Consider the following 16986-nt stretch of genomic DNA (forward strand, 5'->3'; position numbering starts at 1 on the left):
GCGCGGCCCGCATCGCGCGGCTAGCCTGGCCTCATGACTCTCAGCACCTCGGACATCCTCGCCCTGCCCAAGGTCGTGCTCCACGACCACCTCGACGGCGGGCTCCGCCCCGCGACCCTCATCGAGCTGGCCGGCGAGATCGGCCACGAGCTGCCCTCGACCGACCCCGACGAGCTCGCCCGGATCTTCGCCGAGAACGCGGACTCGGGCGACCTCGTGCGCTACCTCGAGGCCTTCGCGCACACCACCGCCGTCATGCAGACCGCGGCCAACCTCACCCGGGTCGCGCGCGAGGCCGTCCTCGACCTCGCGGCCGACGGCGTCATCTACGCCGAGCTGCGCTACGCGCCCGAGCAGCACGTCTCCGGCGGGCTGACCCTGCAGGAGGTCGTCGAGGCCGTGCAGGCGGGGATCGAGGAGGGCGTCTCCGCCGCGCTCGAGGCCGGCTACGCGATCCGCGCCGCGGCGATCCTGGACGCCATGCGCCACCTCGACCGCTCCCTCGAGATCGCGCAGCTCGCGCTCGACAACCGCGGGGCCTGCTGCGTCGGCTTCGACATCGCCGGACCCGAGCTGGGCTTCCCGGCCGCGAACCACAGCGAGGCCTTCCAGCTGCTGCGCGAGCACCACATGCCCGTCACCATCCACGCCGGCGAGGCCGACGGCGCCGCCTCGGTGGGCGAGGCGATCGGCCTGGGCTCGGCCCGCCGCATCGGCCACGGCGTGCGCATCCACGAGGACATCGACGGCTTCGGCGGCGAGGAGCTCGTGCTCGGCGTCGTCGCGCAGCACGCGCTCGACATGCAGATCCCGCTCGAGTGCTGCCCCACGTCGAACGTCCAGACGGCCGCCGCATCGTCCATCGCGGACCACCCGATGCACGAGCTGCGCAACCTGGGCTTCGCCGTCACCGTCAACACGGACAACCGGCTCGTGTCGGGCGTGACCATGTCGTCGGAGTTCGCGGCGCTCGCCGAGGTCGGCTGGACCAAGGAGGACCTGTTCGAGGCCACCCTCGCCGCAGCGTGGGGCGCGTTCCTGCCCTACGACGAGAAGGCGGACCTCGCGGAGCTCGTGATCGAGGGCTACGGCATCGACCTGTAGCCGGCGCGTCCGTGGGCCTCAGTGCGCGAGCTTGAGGCCCACGACGCAGCCGACGATGCCGAGGATGAGGACGATGCGCAGCAGGCTCGCGCTCTCGGCGCCCGTGAACATCGCGTAGCCGACCGTCAGCGCGGCGCCGATGCCGACCCACACCGCGTACGCCGTGCCGACCGGGAGGCCGCGCATGGCGTACGCGAGACCGGCCATGCTCGCGGCCAGTGCGACCGCGAACACGGTGGTCGGCAGGGGACGGGTGAAGCCGTCGCTGCGGCCCAGCGCGGTGGCCCAGACGGCCTCGAGGATCCCGGACAGGATGAGGATGGCCCATGACATGGCGTGCTCCCGTGTGACGTCTTGTCGCGTGGCCGGGTACGTCACCCTCGTCCGGGAGCCGCGGAGCGGGCTCTGGCCCGAGGGTCTCACGTCCCCCGGCGGGTGGCAAACCCGTGCGCGGCCTAGGCTGGTCCCATGACTCTCACCCGTGCCGAGCTGGCCCAGTACGTCGACCACACCCTCCTCAAGCCCGAGGCGACCCCCGCGGACGTCGAGGCGCTCATCGCGGAGGGCGCCGAGCTCGGCGTGTTCTCCGTGTGCGTCTCGCCGTCGATGCTCCCCGTGAGCACCCCCGAGGGCCTCGCCGTCGCCACGGTGTGCGGCTTCCCGTCGGGCAAGCACCAGTCGTCCATCAAGGCCGCCGAGGCCGCGCTGTCGATCGAGCAGGGCGCCGACGAGGTCGACATGGTGATCGACATCGCCGCCGCGCTCGCGGGCGATTTCGACGCGGTCCAGGCCGATGTCGCCGCGGTCCGCGCGGCCGTGCCCGCGGGCAAGATCCTCAAGGTGATCATCGAGTCCGCCGCGCTCACCGACGAGGCGATCGTCGGCGCGTGCCGCGCCTCCGAGGCCGCCGGCGCGGACTTCGTGAAGACCTCCACCGGCTTCCACCCCGCGGGCGGCGCGTCCGTCGAGGCCGTGCGGCTGATGGCGGAGACCGTGGGCGGGCGCCTGGGCGTCAAGGCCTCGGGCGGCATCCGCACGTGGGACGCCGCAGTCGCGATGATCGAGGCCGGCGCCACGCGCCTGGGCCTCTCCGGCACCGCAGCCGTCCTTGACGGCGCGGAGGCCACCGGGTCCTACTGACCCGCGCCGCAGATCCACCTGTCGACGCCCGCGGTACCGCTCATGGTGCGGAACCGCGGGCGTTCCGCGTCTCCGGTACCGCTGGTGGTGCGCCGGGGATACGCCCGCCCCGCCGGCGGGATCACCGGCGGGGCGGAGGGTGCGGGCTGGCAGCCCTTAGATCCCCAGCGCCACCGTCACATCGGCCCTCAGCAGCTCCATCGTGGTCGCCGCGGCCGCCTTGGCCGCCGCCACGTCGTCGCCCTCGACCGGCACGATGACCTCGAGGTACGCCTTGACCTTCGGCTCGGTGCCGGACGGCCGCACGATCACGCGCGCGCCGGACTCGGCCGCGAGGTGCAGGCCCGTCGTGCCGGGCAGCCCGCGGAAGCCCTCCGACATGTCGTCGGTCGCCACCACGGGCGAGCCGGCGAGCGTGGCCGGGGGCGCGGACATGAGCCGCGACATCGTGGCCGGGATCTCCGCGAGGTCCGCGTACCGCGCCGACACCTGGGACGTGAGGTACACGCCGTACGCGCGGGCGAGGTCGTCGATCGCGTCGGCCAGCGTCCGCCCGCCGGCCTTGAGCTCGGACACGAAGTCCGCCATGAGCAGCGCCGCGGAGACGCCGTCCTTGTCGCGCACCAGGTCGGGCGCGACGCAGTAGCCCAGCGCCTCCTCGTAGCCGAAGACCATGCGCGGCGTGCGCCCGATCCACTTGAAGCCGGTCAGGGTGTTCGCGTGCCCGAGCCCGTGCGCCTCCGCGATCGCGCCCAGTTGCTGCGAGGACACGATCGAGTTGGCCAGCACGTGCGCGCCCGCGGGCGTCGACGAGGCGATGCGCTCGCCCAGCAGCGAGCCCACGACGTCGCCGTGGAGCATGGTCCAGGACCCGTCGATCACGGTGGCGACCGCGCAGCGGTCCGCGTCGGGGTCGTTCGCGATGACCACGTCGGCGCCCACCGAGGTCGCGAGGGCGAGGGCGAGGTCGATCGCGCCCTTCTCCTCCGGGTTGGGGAAGTCGACGGTGGGGAAGTCCGGGTCGGGCTCGGCCTGCTCCGCGACGGTGTGGACGTCGGTGAAGCCCGCGGCGCGCAGCACGCGCTCCACGGTCTCTCCGCCCACGCCGTGCAGCGGGGTGAGGACGATGCGCGTGGCGGCCCGGCGCTCGGCCACCGGGGCGACCTCGCCGCCGAGCTCCGCGACCTGCGCGACGTAGTCGTCGACCACGCCCTCGCCCAGGACGCGCCAGCCCTCGGTCGCGCGCGGCACCGCGGCGACCGCGGGGACGGCGGCGATGCGGGACGCGATCGCCGCATCGTACGGCGGCACGATCTGCGCGCCCTGACCCTCGTCCGTGACCACGCGTCCACCCAGGTAGACCTTGTAGCCGTTGTCCTGGGGCGGGTTGTGCGAGGCCGTCACCATGACGCCCGCGTCGGCGTCGAGCAGGCGCGTCGCGAACGCGAGCACCGGGGTGGGCAGGGTGCGGGGGAGCAGCAGCGCCTCGTGCCCGGCGGCGGTCATCACCGCGGCCGTGTCGAGCGCGAACGCGTGCGAGCCGTGCCGCGCGTCGTAGCCGATCGCGACGCGCGCCGGGCCCTCGACGCCCAGCTCCGCGAGCGCGTCGGTGAGGTAGCGCGCCAGGCCCGCGGCCGCCCGGATGACCACCGCGCGGTTCATGCGGTTCGGGCCCGCGCCGATGCGGCCGCGCAGGCCCGCGGTGCCGAACTCGAGGAAGCCCGCGAAGCGGTCCTCCAGGTCGGCGAGCGCGTCGGCGGAGCCGGCCACGGCGGCCTCGAGCACGCCGGTGAGCTCCTCGCGGGTGACGTCGTCCGGGTCGTCCTCGATCCAGGCCTCGGCCCGGGCCAGCAGCTCCTCCATCACATCTCCCTCACGATCGCGGCGAGCAGCGCGGAGATGCGGGGCCCCGCCTCGCGGCCCGTGTCGAGCACCTCCTGGTGGTCCAGCGTGTCGCCGCCGATGCCCGCGGCGAGGTTGGTGACGAGCGACAGGCCCAGGGTCTCCATGCCCGCCTCACGCGCCGCGATGGCCTCGAGCACGGTCGACATACCCACGAGGTTCGCGCCCAGCGTCGCGGCCATGCGCACCTCGGCGGGCGTCTCGTACTGCGGGCCCGTGAACTGGATGTAGATGCCGTCGACCAGGTCGCCGTCGATGCCGCGCGCGATGTCGCGCAGCCGCGGCGAGTACACCTGGCTCATGTCGACGAACGTCGCGCCCTCGAGCGGAGTCGCTCCCGTGAAGTTGATGTGGTCCTCCAGGAGCACCACCGACCCGGGGCCCACCTCGGGGCGGGTCGAGCCGCAGCCGTTGGTGAGCACGAGCTGCGTGCAGCCCGCGGCGGCGGACATGCGGATCGCGTGCGCGACCTTGGCGGCGTCCCGCACCTGGTAGAAGTGCTGGCGCGCGCCGAGCACCAGCACGCGCTTGCCGTGCGGGGTGACGAGCGAGCGGAACACCGGGTGGTGGCCCGGCACCACGTGGGCGTCGAAGCCCGGGATGTCGGTCGCGTCGATCCGCGCGACCTCCTCGCCGATGAGGTCGGCCGCGCCGCCCCATCCGGAGCCCAGGACGAGGGCGATGTCGTGGTGGTCGACGCCGGTCGCGGCGGCGAGGGTGGCCGCGGCCTCCGCGGCGAACTCGGTGGCAGAAGTCATGCGTCGAGCCTAGCCGTCGCGCCCGCCCGGGGCAGGGCGGGAGAGGCGCCCGGGACCGCGGACGATGCGCGGGGACCGGCGCATCGTCCCGCGTGCGGTTGAATGGGGCCATGTCCCCTCGCGTCGTCATCGTCGGCGGCGGTCCGGGCGGCTATGAGGCGGCGCTGGTGGCCGTCAAGGCCGGGGCGGAGGTGACGCTGATCGAGCGTCACGGCCTCGGCGGCAATGCCGTCCTCACCGACGTCGTCCCCTCCAAGACCGTCATCGCCACCGCCGAGTGGCTCACCATCGCCGGGCGCGCGTCCGAGCTCGGGATCCGTCGCCACGACGGCGACGAGATCGCGCGCGACCTCACCGTCGACATGGGCCAGGTGAACTCGCGCGTCAAGGCGCTCGTGCGCAAGCAGTCCGGCGACATCGGCGCCCGGCTCGAGCGCAACGGCGTCCGCGTGGTCGCGGGCGAGGCCCGCCTCGACGGGCCGCACACCGTGGTGGTGGGCGACGAGCGCCTCGAGGCGGACGCGGTGCTGCTCGCTGTGGGCGCGCGCCCGCGCGTGGTGCCCGGCTGCGAGCCGGACGGCGAGCGGATCCTCACGTGGACCCAGCTGTACGACCTCGACGAGCTGCCCGAGCACCTCATCGTCGTCGGCTCGGGCGTCACCGGCGCCGAGTTCGCCGGCGCGTACCGCCTGCTGGGCGCCGAGGTCACGCTCGTCGCGTCGAAGGACCGCGTGCTCGCGCGCGAGGACCCCGACGCCTCGGCGCACCTCACCCAGGTGTTCCGCGACCGCGGCATGCACCTCGTCGGCGGCCGCGCCGCCTCCGTCGCACGCACGGCCGACGGCGTGCGCGTCACGCTCGAGGACGGCACGGTGCTCGAGGGCTCGCACGCGCTCATGGCGGTCGGCTCGGTGCCCAACACCGAGGGCCTGGGGCTCGAGGAGGCGGGCGTCGAGCTCGACGACCGCGGCCTCATCCGCGTGGACCGCGTGAGCCGCACCACCGCGCGCGGCGTCTACGCGGCCGGCGACTGCACCGGCGTGCTGCCGCTCGCCTCCGTGGCGGCGACGCAGGGCCGCATCGCGATGGCGCACGCGCTCGGCGACGCGGTCACCCCGCTCGACCTGGGGCTGGTCGCGTCCAACGTGTTCACCGTGCCCGAGATCGCCTCGGTGGGCGCCAGCGAGGCCGAGCTCAAGGAGCGCGGCCTGTTCTACGAGGTGTCGACCCTCGACCTCGCGCGCAACCCGCGAGCGAAGATGCTCGGCATCGACGAGGGCTTCGTCAAGGTCTTCGGCCACACGGTGACGGGTCAGGTCTTCGGCGCCGTGATCGTCGCGCCGCGGGCCGGCGAGCACATCTTCCCGCTGTCCCTCGCGGTCGCCCACCACCTCACGGTCGACGACGTCGCCGACGCCTTCACGGTCTACCCGTCGCTCACGGGCACGATCGCGGAGGCCGCGCGCCGCCTGCACCGCATGGAGGACCCCCGCAAGGGCTAGGCGAACAGCTCCTGGCCCACGTACGCCCCGTCGGAGCCCAGCACGGATCCGGCGGGCAGGCCCGGCGGGATCGCGAACAGCGCGGAGCCGGTGGTGCGCAGGTACTCGATCGTCATGACGTCCGAGCTCGACAGCGCGTTCTGGACCGGCACGAACTGCGTCTCGGGATCGCGCACGTACGCGAGGAAGAACAGACCCGCGTCGAGGCGACCCAGGTCGTCGGCGCCGTCGGTGAAGTTGTAGCCGCGGCGCATCATCCTGGCGCCGCCGTGCGCGGACGGGTGCGCGAGCGCCACGTGCGACGTGGGCCGGATCAGCGGCTCGCCGTCGCGGCCCTCGACCGTGAAGTCGGGCTCGGTGAACTCGGTGCCGCCCGACAGCGGGGCGCCGGAGCCCTTGGTCCGGCCCACGTCCTGCTCCTGCTGCTGCAGCGACGTGCGGTCCCAGATCTCCGCGAGGATGCGGATGCGGCGCGCGACCAGGTACGAGCCGCCGGCCATCCAGGCCTGCCCGTCCGCCGCATCGGCCCACACCCAGCGGTCGACGAGCTCGGTGTCCTCGGCGCGCAGGTTGGCGGTGCCGTCCTTGAAGCCCATGAAGTTGCGCGGCGTCTGCTGCGCGCGCGTGGTGGAGGAGGTGCGCCCGAAGCCCAGCTGCGACCACCGGATCGCGGCGTCGCCGAACGCGAGGCGCGAGAGGTTGCGGATCGCGTGGACCGCGACCTGCGGGTCGTCGGCGCAGGCCTGGATGCACAGGTCGCCGCCGGTGAACCGCTCCTCGAGGGTGTCGCCCGAGAACCTGGGCAGGTCGATGAGCTGCGCGGGCCGCTTCGACGCCAGCCCGAAGCGGTCGTCGAACAGGCCCGGCCCGAAGCCGAACGTGATGGTGAGGCCGGAGGCGGGCAGGCCGAGCGCCTCGCCCGTGTCGTCCGGCGGGGCGGCGTACGCGCCGCCCGCGGCGCCCGAGCCGAGCTCCGAGCCGGTCATGAGCCGCGCGGCGGCCTCGGACCAGCGGCGCAGCAGCGAGATCACGCGCGCCCGGGAGTCGGTGGTGATGTCGAAGGCCGCGAAGTGGAGGCGGTCCTGCTGCGGCGTGACGATGCCGCTCTGGTGCGCGCCGAAGAAGTCGTAGGCGTTCTGCTGCAGCGGGTCCGCGGTGGCCCGGCCGGCGGCGAAGCCGCCCGCGGTGAGGGCCGCGGCGCCCGCGACCGCGCCGGCGGTGCCCAGCACGGCGCGTCGCGAGACGCCCGTGCGGGGAGCGTCGGCGGCGACCGCCGCATCGTCCCCGGGGACGGGCGCGGGCGCGCCCCCGCCCTCCTCGACGGAGGGGGCGGGGGCGGCCTGGTGGTCCTGCTCGGTCATGCGGGGAACCTTAGAGGACCGCCGCGGCCGTGAGGCGCGAGAGGGGCTCGCCGAGGGCGTCGACCGAGCGCGCGAGCTCGACGATCTGGTCCTCGGTGAGGTCGGTGTAGAGCACGAAGCCGTCCTCGATCGAGCCGTACTGCGCGAGCAGCTCGTTCAGCTCGGCGAAGCGCGAGTCGAGCTCCTCGACGAGGTCGGGGTCGGACTCGAGGGTGACGTCGCGGAGGACGCCGAACGCGACCGCGGCGCCATCGACGTTGGCCTGGAAGTCCCACAGGTCGGTGTGCGACCAGATCTCCTCCTCGCCGGTGATCTTGCCGGCGGCCACCTCGTCGAGCAGCTCCTTCGCGCCGTTGCCCACCTGGAAGGCGTCGATCGCGAAGTCCTCGGCGTTGACGCGCGCGGCGAGCTCGGCGGTGTCGGCGGCGAGCTTGTCCGCGAGCTCCTGGCGCTCGTCGGCGGTGACGTCGTAGCCCTCGGCCGGCGGCCACAGGTTCTTCTCGATGCGGTGCCAGCCGGTCCACTCCTCGCCCTCGGCGAGGTCCGCCTCGCGGGCGTCCATCATCGGGTCGAGGTCGCCGAACGACTCCGCGACGGGCTCGATGCGCTCCCAGTGGACGCGCGCGTCGGCGTAGAGCGCGCGGGCCTCGTCGTCGTCACCCGTGGTGTAGGCGGCGAGGAACGCGGCGGTCTTGTCCTCGAGCGTCTGGATCTGGTCGCGAACGTAGAGGAGGTACTGGTCGCCCGCGGCGGCGAGGCGCTCGGCGTTGTCGCCGGAGAAGACGTCGTCGCCGGAGTCGGTGACGGTGAAGGCGGCCTGGATGCCGTCGCCGGTCATGCCGGGCTTGCACGCGGTGAGGTAGTCGCCCGCGGGCACCTGCACGACGAGCTGGCGGGTGATGCCCGGCCCCACGTTCTCGACCTCCGAGATGATGCGCAGGCCGTCCGAGGCGAGCAGGTAGAACTCGGTGACATCGTCACCGGTGTTCGTGACGTCGAACACCACGGTGCCGGACGGCACCTCGGTGGTCGCGACGTCGCACGCGTCGGCGCTCGAGTCGACGGCGATGGTCGCGTCGTCGGCGGAGGCGTTGGGGACGCACGCGCTCAGCGCGAGGGCCGCGAGGGCCGCGAGGACGGCGCCGGACGCGGCGAGCGGGCGTGCGAGGGCAGGGCGAGGCATGGGTTTCCTTACCTGTCGTGGGGATCGGGGAGTGGGACGGGTGTCAGGCGCCGGCGGCGGCGAGGTCGCGCGAGGCGGCCGGCGCGGGCTGGGGGCGCGGCGGGCCGGAGCGGAACGCCATGCGCACGAAGAGCCACATCACGGGCACCACGTAGGCGACCCACGCGACGGCCTCGAGGACCGTCGTCTGCGGCGAGATGTTGAAGATTCCCTTGAGGAGCGTGCCGTGCACCGAGCCGGCGGGCACCGCTCCGGAGATGTCGAAGGCCAGGGTGTTGAGGCCGGGCAGGATGCCGGCCTCCTGCAGGTCGTGGACGCCGTACGCGAGCACGCCGCCGGCGACGAGGATGAGGAAGACGCCGGTCCACTGGAAGAACACGCGCAGGTTGACCTTCACCGCGCCCTTGTACATGAGGAAGCCGAGGCCCACGGCGGTCGCGATGCCGAGCGAGGCGCCCACGATCGGCACCCAGGTCGACCCGGCGGCGGTGATGCCGGCCCACAGGAACAGCGCGGTCTCGAGGCCCTCGCGGCCCACCGCGAGCAGCGCCATCGCGACGACGGCGCCCTTGCCGACGGCGATCGCGTTCTCGAGCGCGTTCTCGAGGTGGCCCTTGAGGTGGCGGGCGGTCTTGCCCATCCAGAAGATCATCCAGGTGATGAGGCCGACGGCCACGATCGAGAGGCCGCCGCCGATCGCCTCCTGCGCCTCGAAGCTCAGGCCCTGGGGGCCGAGCGTGAGGATCGCGCCGACGCCGATCGAGACGCCCGCGGCGACGCCGACGCCGAACCAGACCTGGCGCAGCAGCCCGCGACGGTCGGTGCGGACGAGGTACGCGACCAGGATGCTCACGACGAGCGCGGCCTCGAGGCCCTCGCGCAGGCCGATGAGGTAGTTCGCGAGCATGGTGGAGCCTTCCGATCGGGGACGGTAAGGCAGGCCTTACCCGTGCTGACGCGAGCGTATTGGCTCGTCGCGAGACCTGTCAAATATAGCGAACGACGCTGTTGCGTAATTCGCCGCGGGCGCAGCGAAGCGCCTGGCAGGTGGACGATGCGCGGGCCGGGCGGGCGGGCCGAAAGGCGGGGTAGCGGCGGCCCTGCCGAGGCGGCCGCCACCGCCGCAAGTCACACATCTGGCGACAGGTGAGGCGCGCATCGTGCGGGCGTCGTCGACCACCGGCCGTCAGAGGTGTGACTTCCGAACCGGGGGTGGGGGCGGGGTCAGCCCTCGGCGGCCTCGACCGCCACCTCGACCTCGACGTCCACGATGTCGCAGATGACGGTGCCGGCGGAGACGCCGACGCCCACGCCCGCGGCGAGCGCGCGCACCACTCCCGCGCGGTGCGCGGTGAGCGGCTGCTCCATCTTCATCGCCTCGAGCACCACCACGAGGTCGCCCTCGGCGACGGTGGCGCCCTCCTCGACGGCGACCTTGACGATCGTGCCCTGCATGGGGGAGGCGAGCGTCGTGCCGCTGCCGCCGGCGCGCGCGGCGCCGTTGCCGGACCGGCGCATCGGGCGGCGACCCTGCTTGCGCGCGTTGGCGCGGCCCGCCTGGGCCAGCGACGCGGGCAGGACCACCTCGAGGCGCTTGCCGCCGACCTCGACGACGACGCGCTCGGTGGCCTCGGCCTCCGCATCGTCCGCCGACGGCGTCGACGGGGCGAGCCCGGCGACGGTCTCCGCGAACTCCGACTCGATCCAGGTCGTGTAGACGGCGAAGCCGTCGATCGCGGTGAACTGCGGCGCGTCGAGCACGGCGCGGTGGAACGGCAGGACCGTGGGGATGCCCTCGACGGTCATCTCGGCGAGCGCGCGGCGGGCGCGGGCGAGCGCCTGGTCGCGGGTCGCGCCGGTGATGATGACCTTGGCGATCATCGAGTCGAAGTTGCCGGACACGGTGTCGCCCTCGGCGACGCCCGCGTCGACGCGCACGCCCGGCCCCGACGGGAAGCGCAGCGCGGTGAGGCGGCCGGGCGCCGGCATGAAGTTCTGGGCCGGGTCCTCGCCGTTGATGCGGAACTCGATCGAGTGGCCGCGCGTCTCGGGGTGGAGGTGCGCGATCGAGCCGCCCGCGGCGATGCGGAACTGCTCGAGCACGAGGTCCACGCCGGTGACCTCCTCGGTCACGGGGTGCTCCACCTGGAGGCGGGTGTTGACCTCGAGGAAGCTGATGGTGCCGTCCGAGCCCACGAGGAACTCGCACGTGCCGGCGCCCTGGTAGCCGGCCTCCTGGAGGATCGCCTCGGAGGCCTCGATCAGGCGGGCGTTCTGCACGTCCGTGAGGTACGGCGCGGGGGCCTCCTCGACGAGCTTCTGGTGGCGGCGCTGCAGCGAGCAGTCGCGGGTCGACACGACGCGGACGTTGCCGTGCACGTCGGCGAGGCACTGGGTCTCCACGTGGCGCGGCTTGTCGAGGAAGCGCTCCACGAAGCACTCGCCGCGGCCGAAGGCGGCGACCGCCTCGCGCGTGGCGGAGTCGAACAGCTCGGGGATCTCCTCGAGCGTGCGGGCGACCTTGAGGCCGCGGCCGCCGCCGCCGAACGCCGCCTTGATGGCGACCGGCAGGCCGTGCTCCTGGGCGAACGCCACGACCTCGTCGGCCGTCTCGACGGGGTCCGGGGTGCCGGGCACGAGCGGGGCGCCGGCGCGCTGCGCGATGTGGCGCGCGCTGACCTTGTCGCCGAGCCCGTCGATCGCCTCGGGGGAGGGGCCGATCCACGTCAGGCCCGCGTCGATCACCGCGCGGGCGAAGTCGGAGTTCTCGGCGAGGAAGCCGTAGCCCGGGTGGACCGCCTCGGCGCCCGAGCGGCGCGCGGCGTCGACGATCTTCGCGATGTCGAGGTAGGTCTCGCGGGCGGTGGAGCCGCCGAGCGCGTACGCCTCGTCGGCGAGGGACACGTGCGGGGCGTCGCGGTCCGGGTCCGCGTACACCGCCACGGATCGCAGGCCCGCGTCCGCGCAGGCGCGGATGATGCGGACGGCGATCTCGCCGCGGTTGGCGATGAGCACGGAGGAGAAGGCAGTCACCCCGAAACCGTAGCGCGGGGTTCCGGGCGCTCCCCGGCGCGTCGGGGTCCCGGGACCTAAGTCTGTGCACGGCTCTAAGCGCACGGCCCGCCTCTTGTCGGGTATCGACAAGGAAACGCGGGACGATGCGCGCCTACGCGGTCGTAGGTTGTATCGCCTCTACAAACGACGGGCGGCTCGGGTCAGCCGCGGAGCTCGTGGAAGGCCACCTCGAGCTCCGCAAGGAGGCCGCGCAGCAGCGGCAGGCTCACGCCGACCACGCCGTGGTAGTCGCCCTCGATCGCCTCGACGTACGGGCCGCCGAGGCCGTCGACGGTGAACGCGCCGGCGACGCGCAGCGGCTCGCCGGTGGCCACGTACGCCTCGATCTCCGCGTCGGTGAGCCGCGCGAAGCGCACCACGGTCGAGGACGTGGCGCCGAGCGTGCCGCCCGTGCCGTCCTCGCGGTCGTCGACGAGCCAGTGGCCCGTGTGCAGGACGCCCGTGCGGCCGCGCATCGTGCGCCAGCGGGCGATCGCGTCGGCGGCGTCCGCGGGCTTGCCGAGGATCTCGCCGTCGAGCTCGAGCATCGAGTCGCAGCCGAGCACGATCGCCTCGGTGTCGTGGAGCTCGGCCACGGTCACCGCCTTGGCGCGCGCGAGCACGAGCACCGCATCGTCCGGCTCGAGCGGGCCCCACCCGGCGGCCTCGTGCTCGACGCGCGCGGCCTCGAGCGCGGCGTCCTCGTCCACGGCGCTGACGATGACGCGCGGCTCCACGCCGGCGGACCGCAGCGTCGAGAGGCGGGCGGGCGACTGCGAGGCGAGGACGAGGGGGACCGGCATGCGGCGAGCCTAGCCGCCGTCGACGCCGGCACCGGGCGCGAGCGCGAGCCCGTGCGCCGCGAGGTGCTCCTCGAGGATGCGCACGGCCTTGGGTCCGACGCCATGCAGGGCGAGCAGCTCACGGCGGCTGAGCCGCGACACGCCCTCGAGCGTCGTGATGCCCTCGCCGGCGAGCGCGCCGGTCGCCGGGCGGCCGATCTCACGCGGGAGCGGCGTGGGGTCCTCCATGGGAGGAATCCTCTCACCGCGTCGCGCGCCCGCGGCCGCGCGAGATCCTCGCGAGGTTCCTCTCCGCTGGCGGGTCGGGCGAAACGCCTGAATAACGTCGGTATAGTGAGGATTGCGTGAACATTTGGGGATGGGGGGACATCATGGGAGAGCGTGACGAGCTGTTGGAGGCCGCGACCGACGCCCTGGTCGTGTTCCTCCGGAGATCCGTGCCGCGCACGGCTGAGACGGTGTCGAGCCTGGGGCTCACGCTGCACCAGTTCCGCGCGCTGGTGATCCTCTATGCCGAGGACGGCTGCACCACCACGGACCTCGCGGACGCCGTGGGCGTGCATCCCTCGGTCGCGACGGGCATCGTGCAGCGCATGGTCCAGCGGGGCCTGTTCGAGCGCCACGAGGACCCGATCGACCGCCGCATCCGCCGCCTCACCCTCACGCCGATGGGCCGCGAGCTCGCCGGCGAGGTCGTGGGCGACGCGCGGGTGCAGCGTCGTCGTCAGCTCGAGGCGTTGGACGACGCGCAGCTCGAGCAGGCGCGAGGGCTGCTCGAGACGATGCTCGAGGGCCTCGACAAGGCGCGCGCCGAGGTCTGAGCGGACCGCTCGCTCAGCGCGCGATCGGGCAGCCCGCGCACGCGGGGGAGTCGCCGGGCACGCACGTGCCGCACGCGGCGCCCGCCCGGATGACGAGCCCGAAGCGCTCGCCCTCCGCGGCGACGGTCTCGGCGAGATCGAGCGGGATGCCGAGCGCGCGGGCCGCCGCGCGCGGGCTGTCGCCCGCCGCGAGGCGCTCCATCACCGCGCCGAACACGCCCGTCACAGCAGCCTCCCCACCTGGAAGACAGCGGTCGCGAGCACGTACGCCATCGCGAGCTGCGCGCCCGCCGCGCCGGCGGTCCAGCGCCAGCCGTACAGGCGGCGCTGCTCGGCGAGCGTCGCGAGGCACGGCAGGTACGCGAGCACGAAGATCATGAACGCCAGCCCGGCCGCACCGGCCGCGCCGCCCGAGGTCTCCTCGACGGTCGCGCGCACCTGGGCGCCGAGCGTCTCGGTCGATCCGGAGCCCGGGTCCTCGAGCGCGTACGACTGCGCGAGCGCCCCGACGGTGACCTCCTTCGCCGCGACGCCGGACACCAGCGACGCCGCGATGTGCCAGTCGTCGAGGCCCATCGGCGCGAGCGCGGGCGCGATCGCCGTGGCGGTGGCGCCGTAGACCGAGTCCTGCACGGGCACGTCGGCGAGGTCGTGGCCGCCGCGCACCGGGATCGCCTGCAGCACCCACAGCACCGCGACCGCGACCATGATCACGCTGCCGGCCTTGCGGACGAAGGACACGACGCGCGTCCACACGCCCAGCCCGAGCGTGCGCAGGTGCGGCCACTGGTAGTCCGGCAGGGCGATGATGAGCGGCTCCGGCTGGACGTCGCGCAGCGCGGTCCGCCGTGCGGCGAGCCCGAACAGCACGACCAGCGCGATCGACACGAGGTACATGGCGAACACCACGGTGCCCGCGTTGCCGGGGAAGAAGGTCTGCGCGAGCAGCAGGTAGACCGTGAGGCGCGCGGTGCACGTCGTGAGCGGCACCATCAGGCCCGTGAGCAGGCGCTGGCGCGCGTGCGGCAGCACCGCGGTCGCCGACAGCGCCGGCACGTTGCACCCGAAGCCGACGATCAGCGGCAGCATCGCGCGCCCGTCGAGGCCGACGGCGCGCATCGCCCGGTCCGCGACCACCGCGACGCGCGCGAGGTAGCCGCTCGACTCCAGGATCGTCACGGACGCGAACATGATCGCCATCAGCGGGATGAAGGACACCACCGCGCCCACGCCGGCGATGAGGCCGCCGATCGCGAACGACTCGAGCCACGCAGGCGCGCGCAGCGCCTCGAGCAGCCAGGTCGCGGCGCCGGTGATCGGCCCGTCGACGATGGCGGCCGCACCGTCCATGAGCGGCGCCGCCACGGCGGTGGTGAGCTGGAAGACCGCCCAGATGACGGCGAGGAACACGGGCACGCCGGCCCACGGGTTGAGCAGCACCTTGTCGATGCGGTCGGAGAAGGTCTCGCGCGGCTCCTCGGGCGACAGCGCAGCGTCGGTCACGCCCTCGATCCAGTCGAAGAGCTGCTGCGCGTGCGCGAGCTCGTCGCCGAGCACGTGGTCCGGCGGGCGGGGGACGATGCCGGTCACGTGCGGGCGCGTGAGCAGCGCCTCCTCGACGGTGCCGGCGAGCATCCGCGCGCCCGCGCCGGTGCGGCCGTTGACCTCGACCACGGGCACGCCGAGCGCCTCCGCCAGCGCGTCGTGGTCGGGGCGCAGCCCCCGCGCCTCCGCGAGGTCGGTCATGGTGAGCGCCGCGACCACCGGTCGGCCCGCGCGCGCGACCTGGCCGAGCACGTAGAGCGAGCGGCTCAGCGCCGTCGCGTCGAGCACGACGACCGCGAGGTCGTGACCCGCGTCGGCCACGGCGTCGGCCGCGACCTGCTCGTCGGGCGAGCGCGCGATCAGCGAGTAGGTGCCGGGCAGGTCGACGAGCGTGACGTCGACGTCCCCCGCGCGCCAGGTGCCCTCCGCGAGGCCGATGGTGGTGCCGGGCGCGTTCACCACGCGCTGGCGGGCGCCGGTGAGGTGGTTGAACAGCGTCGACTTGCCGACGTTGGGGTTGCCGACGAGCAGGACCGATGCGGTGCGGGTGGTGGCGGTCATGCGGGCTCGACCTCGATGAGGCTCGACGTCTGGCGGTCGACCGCGATGCGGGCGCCGGAGATGGCGACGACCCGCGCGCCCGAGGCGGCGCGGCCCGCGATGCGGATGCGCGTGCCGGGGCGCAGCCCCATCTCCCGGAGGCGCAGCGCGATGGGCGCCTCGGCGCTGATGGAGCGCACGCGGACCACGGCGCCGGTGGAGATCGAGTCGAGCAGCACGGATCGATGGTAATTCGGTGAGGCGAGCCTTGCCTAATTGCCTGTTACGCGCGGGTGCGGGAGCGACGCGCGCCGAGCACGGCGAGCGCCGCGAGGCCGACGACGAGCGCGCCCTGCGCGAGCGCCCACCGGCCCGCGGGCCCCGGCCGCGGGGCGCCCATCACGTCCCCCGGGGCGCGCGAGGCCATCAGGGTGCCGCGCGACGCGAACGACATCGCGGAGCCGAGGCTCGCCGTGCTGGCGATGCTGAACGCGGAGAAGGCGGAGCCGATCGAGCCGATCGACGCGACGCTGCCCACCGACAGGATCGACAGCGTCGATCCGCGGCTGGCGATCGACAGGAACGAGTCCTCCGACGCGATCGACCACTTCGAGGGCATGGGTCCATCGTCGCGCATGGACGCGCGAGGTGCCAGGCGGTGCCGGGGGATCAGCGCGGGGCGTCGTGCGGGCGCAGGGTGTCGCGGCCGATCTCGAGCGCGGCCTTCCACGTCGCCGGCAGCTCCCGCACGTAGCCGATCGCGGTGTGACGGCGCGCGAGCACGGGCGGGTAGGCGCCCTGGACGTCGAGCCCGACGCTGCGGCACAGCCACATCGCGCGCGGCACGTGGAACTCCTGGGTGCACACGATCACGCTGCCCAGCCCCAGTGTGTCCTTGGCGTTCCTGGCCGAGGCACGCGTGTCGTGGCCCGAGCCGTCGCGCACCAGCGCCGACTCGGGCACGCCCAGCTCGAGCGCGGTCCGCTCCATCGCCTCGGTCTCGTCGAGGCCTTCGCGGTTGTGCTCCGCGCCGGTGAGGACCAGCAGCGGCACGAGCCCGCGGTGGTAGAGCGCGGCGCCCGCCTCGACCCGCTGGCGCAGGAAACGCGACGGCCGGCCGTCGGGCCACACGCGTGCGCCGAGGACCAGGGCCGCGTCGGCGGGACGCAGCGCCGCATCGTCCGCCGGGTGCATGGCGCCGCGTGCGGAGACGCGGGCGTAGGCCTGCGGCGCGGCGAGGGCCGCGGCGGCCAGGGGGAGCAGCCTCTTCACC

18 protein-coding genes and 1 riboswitch are annotated in these 16986 nt (G+C 74.0%); of the genes, 4 read left to right on the top strand and 14 right to left on the bottom strand.

Features of this window, described 5'->3' with window-relative positions:
- The first annotated feature begins 33 nt into the window (after positions 1 to 33).
- Entirely contained in the window at positions 34 to 1104 is a 1071-nt protein-coding gene (locus AOM02_RS03610; RefSeq protein ID WP_062296739.1) for an adenosine deaminase, read from the top strand.
- A gap of 18 nt (positions 1105 to 1122) precedes the next feature.
- Here AOM02_RS03610 and AOM02_RS03615 read toward each other — a convergent pair whose 3' ends face one another.
- The gene (locus AOM02_RS03615) at positions 1123 to 1437 is read right to left on the bottom strand and encodes a DMT family transporter (RefSeq protein WP_062296742.1); all 315 of its coding nucleotides are present in this window, start codon (positions 1435 to 1437) and stop codon (positions 1123 to 1125) included.
- 10 nt (positions 1438 to 1447) lie between these two features.
- A riboswitch (guanidine-III (ykkC-III) riboswitch) is annotated at positions 1448 to 1513 on the bottom strand.
- A gap of 59 nt (positions 1514 to 1572) precedes the next feature.
- On the opposite strand from AOM02_RS03615, the gene deoC reads away from it, so the two are divergent.
- Positions 1573 to 2244, top strand: coding sequence for a deoxyribose-phosphate aldolase (deoC, locus tag AOM02_RS03620; protein WP_062296744.1), 672 nt, complete (start codon positions 1573 to 1575; stop codon positions 2242 to 2244).
- 156 nt (positions 2245 to 2400) lie between these two features.
- Here the strand turns inward: deoC and AOM02_RS03625 are convergent, their stop codons facing one another.
- Both AOM02_RS03625 and AOM02_RS03630 read right to left on the bottom strand, forming a co-directional pair.
- Positions 2401 to 4107 carry a phospho-sugar mutase gene (locus tag AOM02_RS03625; RefSeq protein ID WP_062296746.1) on the bottom strand — a complete coding sequence of 569 codons (1707 nt, stop codon included), beginning with the start codon at positions 4105 to 4107 and terminating at the stop codon, positions 2401 to 2403.
- Positions 4107 to 4904, bottom strand: a complete 798-nt coding sequence (locus AOM02_RS03630; protein ID WP_062296748.1) for a purine-nucleoside phosphorylase — start codon at positions 4902 to 4904, stop codon at positions 4107 to 4109. Before AOM02_RS03630 ends, AOM02_RS03625 begins: the two co-directional genes overlap by 1 nt.
- 110 nt (positions 4905 to 5014) lie before the next feature.
- On the opposite strand from AOM02_RS03630, the gene AOM02_RS03635 reads away from it, so the two are divergent.
- The gene (locus AOM02_RS03635) at positions 5015 to 6406 is read left to right on the top strand and encodes an NAD(P)H-quinone dehydrogenase (RefSeq protein ID WP_062296750.1); all 1392 of its coding nucleotides are present in this window, start codon (positions 5015 to 5017) and stop codon (positions 6404 to 6406) included.
- On the opposite strand, the gene efeB is transcribed toward AOM02_RS03635, so the two are convergent.
- From efeB to AOM02_RS03665, 6 genes are all read right to left on the bottom strand, one after another.
- Positions 6403 to 7767 (bottom strand): iron uptake transporter deferrochelatase/peroxidase subunit, encoded by a 1365-nt coding sequence (efeB, locus tag AOM02_RS03640; protein WP_082099597.1) that lies wholly within the window; start codon positions 7765 to 7767, stop codon positions 6403 to 6405. The two genes, AOM02_RS03635 and efeB, sit on opposite strands and share 4 nt — an antisense overlap.
- A 10-nt stretch (positions 7768 to 7777) precedes the next feature.
- Positions 7778 to 8950, bottom strand: coding sequence for an iron uptake system protein EfeO (gene efeO, locus AOM02_RS03645; RefSeq protein WP_062296752.1), 1173 nt, complete (start codon positions 8948 to 8950; stop codon positions 7778 to 7780).
- A 43-nt stretch (positions 8951 to 8993) separates the two neighbouring features.
- Positions 8994 to 9857 carry an iron uptake transporter permease EfeU gene (gene efeU, locus AOM02_RS03650; protein WP_062296753.1) on the bottom strand — a complete coding sequence of 288 codons (864 nt, stop codon included), beginning with the start codon at positions 9855 to 9857 and terminating at the stop codon, positions 8994 to 8996.
- Between the two features lie 317 nt (positions 9858 to 10174).
- On the bottom strand, positions 10175 to 11983 hold the full coding sequence (locus AOM02_RS03655; protein ID WP_156156063.1) for an acetyl/propionyl/methylcrotonyl-CoA carboxylase subunit alpha: 1809 nt from the start codon (positions 11981 to 11983) through the stop codon (positions 10175 to 10177).
- Between the two features lie 182 nt (positions 11984 to 12165).
- Positions 12166 to 12807 (bottom strand): Maf family protein, encoded by a 642-nt coding sequence (locus tag AOM02_RS03660; protein WP_062296754.1) that lies wholly within the window; start codon positions 12805 to 12807, stop codon positions 12166 to 12168.
- A gap of 9 nt (positions 12808 to 12816) precedes the next feature.
- Positions 12817 to 13035 carry a helix-hairpin-helix domain-containing protein gene (locus tag AOM02_RS03665; protein WP_062296757.1) on the bottom strand — a complete coding sequence of 73 codons (219 nt, stop codon included), beginning with the start codon at positions 13033 to 13035 and terminating at the stop codon, positions 12817 to 12819.
- A gap of 143 nt (positions 13036 to 13178) precedes the next feature.
- Here AOM02_RS03665 and AOM02_RS03670 point away from each other — a divergent pair, with 143 nt between their 5' ends.
- Positions 13179 to 13628, top strand: coding sequence for a MarR family winged helix-turn-helix transcriptional regulator (locus AOM02_RS03670; RefSeq protein ID WP_062296758.1), 450 nt, complete (start codon positions 13179 to 13181; stop codon positions 13626 to 13628).
- A 13-nt stretch (positions 13629 to 13641) separates the two neighbouring features.
- Here the strand turns inward: AOM02_RS03670 and AOM02_RS03675 are convergent, their stop codons facing one another.
- From AOM02_RS03675 to AOM02_RS03695, 5 genes are read right to left on the bottom strand one after another with little or no spacing between them, the layout of a single operon-like run.
- Positions 13642 to 13854, bottom strand: a complete 213-nt coding sequence (locus AOM02_RS03675) for a hypothetical protein (RefSeq protein WP_062296760.1) — start codon at positions 13852 to 13854, stop codon at positions 13642 to 13644.
- Entirely contained in the window at positions 13851 to 15734 is a 1884-nt protein-coding gene (gene feoB / locus AOM02_RS03680) for a ferrous iron transporter B (protein WP_062296762.1), read from the bottom strand. The genes AOM02_RS03675 and feoB overlap by 4 nt, the downstream gene beginning before the upstream one ends.
- Positions 15731 to 15952, bottom strand: coding sequence for a FeoA family protein (locus AOM02_RS03685; protein ID WP_062296765.1), 222 nt, complete (start codon positions 15950 to 15952; stop codon positions 15731 to 15733). The genes feoB and AOM02_RS03685 overlap by 4 nt, the downstream gene beginning before the upstream one ends.
- Positions 15953 to 15996: 44 nt before the next feature.
- Positions 15997 to 16332, bottom strand: a complete 336-nt coding sequence (locus AOM02_RS14050) for a hypothetical protein (RefSeq protein WP_228373763.1) — start codon at positions 16330 to 16332, stop codon at positions 15997 to 15999.
- 50 nt (positions 16333 to 16382) lie between these two features.
- Positions 16383 to 16985, bottom strand: coding sequence for a SanA/YdcF family protein (locus tag AOM02_RS03695; RefSeq protein WP_062296767.1), 603 nt, complete (start codon positions 16983 to 16985; stop codon positions 16383 to 16385).
- Between the last annotated feature and the right edge of the window lies 1 nt (position 16986).

Origin of the sequence: Demequina maris (assembly GCF_000971155.1) — a bacterium.
In the GTDB taxonomy this organism is placed as follows: Bacteria; Actinomycetota; Actinomycetes; order Actinomycetales; family Demequinaceae; genus Demequina; species Demequina maris.